Genomic DNA, 3,444 nt, shown 5'->3' on the forward strand with positions numbered 1-3,444 from the left:
GGTGAGGGAGAAAGTTGGGTTGCCGGAGGATGGGAAGGTTTATCACTTTCATCCGTTGGGGATGATGAGACTAGCAAAAAAAGTAGGCTTAATTCATGTAGAAGACTTTTTGTCCGAGTATGAGCAGATGCACATATCCTTCTCAATCGGCACAAGAGCTCTAACTAATAAATCCAAGAAAAATCTAAGAAAAATTATAGCTGCAATAAACTCGCACTATGAGTCGACTGCTTTAAAAGCAAACATCTACGAAATTTCTTATATGTTGGCGACCGTAAGACACGAGGCATATCATTTTCCTACAGGAGAGTATTTTAGTGAGGAGCCAGAAGTTGGCGGGGTATCATATTTTGATAAATATGATCCTGTGCGCGCCTCGACCGAGAAGCGTCGAGTTGTAGCCAGGGAAAATGGAAATACTCAAGAGGGTGATGGGTATAAATATAGAGGTCGCGGCTGCGTGCATTTGACTTGGAAGAACAATTACAGGAAATTTTCAAATTTATTATCTTATGACTTCGTCGCTGATCCGGATGCGGCGGCAAAATTTGAATACTCGGTCCCTATTATGATTGTAGGAATGACTAGAGGGATTTTTACCGGACAGAAGTTAGCCGACTACTTCGACACAAATAAAGTGGATTATTTTTCGGCGCGAAAAATAATCAATTCACTTGATGAGGCGGAATTAATCGCCTCATACGCAAAGAGGTTTGAATCGATTTTAAAGAATACATCTGGATCGCTACTGGAATATTGAATATGGCCAGAAAAATAAATCTCCTAATGATGACTCTGCTCTCTATTTGTTTGGGCGTGAACGCTGCTGAAATAGTGGCGGGCAAAAAAGAAGGTAGCCTCGCGCTTCATGTTGGAGATGATGAGGTTTTATATGAGGACATCACCGGAGACCGATATGGTGTTGATCGGAGCTTTACATATATAAATGGATCTCCAGGGTTGCTTGTTCTCTCCAGAGATAGCTTTTATTTTACCTTGATGATTGAGGGGCGAGAAATCGTTGTGGACTGTGCTTATTCCGATAAGCGGAATAGTTACAATGGCGCTAGGATGACGGCTGGTGTGTGCGGGTTAAATATCCCCTTGAGGAAGAACTACGAAGAAATTGCGCAGGACTATTCAAGCCAGTGGCGGGCGTCTATTTTTTCATTTGACACTAGCGATATTTTTAAACGGGCAGTCGATAAAGACTTTTTACTGGGACACATAGGAGAGATTGAGGTTTTTGACAGGTATTCTTCAGCATCACTAACAAACTCGTCGCCCCAAAAAATCATTAAAAGTCATAATGGCTGCTTTGATTTTGGAGAATCCGTTGTGTTTTTGGTCTCTTCAAATATAAATAGTTCTGAGCTTAAGTATCTTGACGTGTTGCGCTCTGAAGAGCCTATAAAGATCCAAAGATTGAAGAAGGAGGATTTAATCAAGCTAGCAATCGGTCAATGCTCCCCCTAAGAGTGCACATTAAATGGCCACATAACGGCGGCCTGTTTGAGGCGCAAGGTTGGGGTAAATGCGGCCCCATGGAACTGGCCCTAATTAAAGAAAGGATAAAACATGAAAAACATCATCCGAATCGGCGACAAAACTACAGGAAACGGCACCGTCATATCGGGCTCAACCGTCATGAAATTCGGCGGCATCGGTGTCGCTCGACAAGGCGATCCGGTGGATTGCCCGGTGCCAGGCCATGGGCGAACGGTCATTGACGAGGGTCATCCCACGTTCAAGGACAACCGTGTGCCGGTTGCCTTTGATGGGCATCGTTGTGCCTGTGGTTGTGCGCTGATTTCGTCGCTGTCTGGCGCGGGGGCACGTTAACCATGCCGGTGCGAATGGATGACACACCGCTCTTGGCGCCCAGGCCTGTACGACCCCGGACCTGGGTTTGGCTTGGGTTACTGATGTTCAGTTTGTTGCTGGGGGTTGGGGGCGTGTTGTCGTTCGGCCCCGAAACGTTAAGCCAGAGGCCTGAGAGGTTCTGGAGCGTGGCCCTCGGCGCCCCCTTTCTCGGGTGGTGTGCATTGTGCTTTGGACGGACGGTTCTATACCTGGGCGAACAAGCAGTGGCCGATGGCTGGGATCAGGCACGCGAGGAGGATCTGCTTCAGAAAAACCGTCAAGGACGACGTTTTCTACAGGTTTTGAATATTGACTTGCATACCGCCCTGCGTGGCCCAGACGACAAACCGGCGGTGCAGTTGGATGCTTTGCAGGGCGATATCAAGGTGCATAAGGTACAGCCTTCGAGACGCGCCTCGTCATCGGTGTGCCATAGCCGTCTGCCAGGTGATCCAGCTGAAGATCTCGAACCGCTGTTGCTGAGCACGTTGCAACGGTTGCTCGGCGAGTTGTCCCCAACCCTGGCGCAGTTACCGGACCATACACCGCTGGCGCTGTTGCTGGAGGGCGATAGCGGCTTGCCGGGTTCTGCGTGGGATCGGATGTGGAAGCAGGCATGGCAAGCATCCGCTATCCGCCAGACGCTGGTTCCCGTCGACGGCAATGGTTTGGAGGCGTTGGACCATTGGCTTGACCGGCGTTTCGATGATGAGGCCGTGTTGCTGGTCATTGCATTGCAGTTTGCGCCGCAGGAGCCCGAGGGCACAGCGGAAGTGGTCGCTGGTTTGCTGCTGGGCAATCCGCTGACGCAAACCACGGTGGCGCCTTTGGCTTTATTTCATCGCCCGGAGCAGGAGCGCCAACCTTGTCCTGATGCGTTGAGTGTTGCCGCGACTCAGGCCGTTGCCTGGGCCCCGTTGGACGCCACGCCGATCCGGCATGTCTGGCAGGCGGGCGTTAATGCCCAACGTCATGCAGACGTTACCCACGTATCAACCCAATTGTCGTTACCGACGCTGCATGCCCAAGGGCTTCATGACCTGGATGGGTTGCTGGGGAGCCCAGGCGAAGCTTCGCCATGGCTGGCGATTGTCGCGGCGACCCAAGCCATTCAGGTTGGTGCGGGGCCGCAGTTCATTTTTAGCGGCAATGGCTGCGCTGACGCCAGGCTTTGGGGCATGGCGTTGACGCCTGCATCTCCACTCTCGGAATAGGGAATTCGAATGCAACTGCGAAGTTTTATACGTGTGTGGACGGTGGCCAGCGGTTTGTTGCTGATCAGTGCAGTCATGGGCGCTGTGATGTGGCGCTACCCTCAATGGTTGGGTATTCAGCCTGGTAGCGACCTCCAGTCGCTCTGGTTGCTAGGAATATCCGCAATAGCCCTGCTATTGGTGTCGTTCCTGGGTGGGTTTCATTTCCTAGGCTATCTGTTGGGACGTTCGGCTTATCAAAAGTATCAGGCGGACAATAGCCCGTTGCCGGCGCCCAGTAAGGCCGAGGACAAGTCGATATATGCGAAAGAACTGCGCGAACACCTGCGCTTCCAATACGGCCCCCTCTGGCGCCACAAAACCCGCC

The 3,444-nt window shown here is 51.3% G+C and carries 3 protein-coding genes and 2 pseudogenes; all 5 read left to right on the forward strand.

All coding sequences use genetic code 11. The features are described 5' to 3' along the window. Positions 1-760: pseudogene (locus ACODSJ_RS24595) on the forward strand (hypothetical protein); the annotation flags it as partial. 2 nt (positions 761-762) lie between these two features. Then, positions 763-1,476: a hypothetical protein gene (locus ACODSJ_RS24600; protein WP_489104212.1), complete on the forward strand. Its 714-nt coding sequence runs from the start codon at positions 763-765 to the stop codon at positions 1,474-1,476. Between the two features lie 102 nt (positions 1,477-1,578). Then, a complete protein-coding gene (locus ACODSJ_RS24605; protein WP_489104213.1) occupies positions 1,579-1,842 on the forward strand; it encodes a PAAR domain-containing protein in 264 nt (87 codons plus the stop codon). Between the two features lie 83 nt (positions 1,843-1,925). Continuing rightward, a complete protein-coding gene (locus tag ACODSJ_RS24610) occupies positions 1,926-3,077 on the forward strand; it encodes a hypothetical protein (protein WP_489104214.1) in 1,152 nt (383 codons plus the stop codon). Between the two features lie 9 nt (positions 3,078-3,086). Beyond that, positions 3,087-3,444, forward strand: a pseudogene (locus tag ACODSJ_RS24615) (hypothetical protein); the annotation flags it as partial.

Source organism: Pseudomonas sp. FG6, from assembly GCF_057809015.1.

Coding starts and splice junctions, on each gene's coding strand:
- ACODSJ_RS24600 (WP_489104212.1), top strand. CDS start 763: ATGGCCAGAAAAATAAATCTCCTAATGATGACTCTGCTCTCTATTTGT.
- ACODSJ_RS24605 (WP_489104213.1), top strand. CDS start 1,579: ATGAAAAACATCATCCGAATCGGCGACAAAACTACAGGAAACGGCACC.
- ACODSJ_RS24610 (WP_489104214.1), top strand. CDS start 1,926: ATGTTCAGTTTGTTGCTGGGGGTTGGGGGCGTGTTGTCGTTCGGCCCC.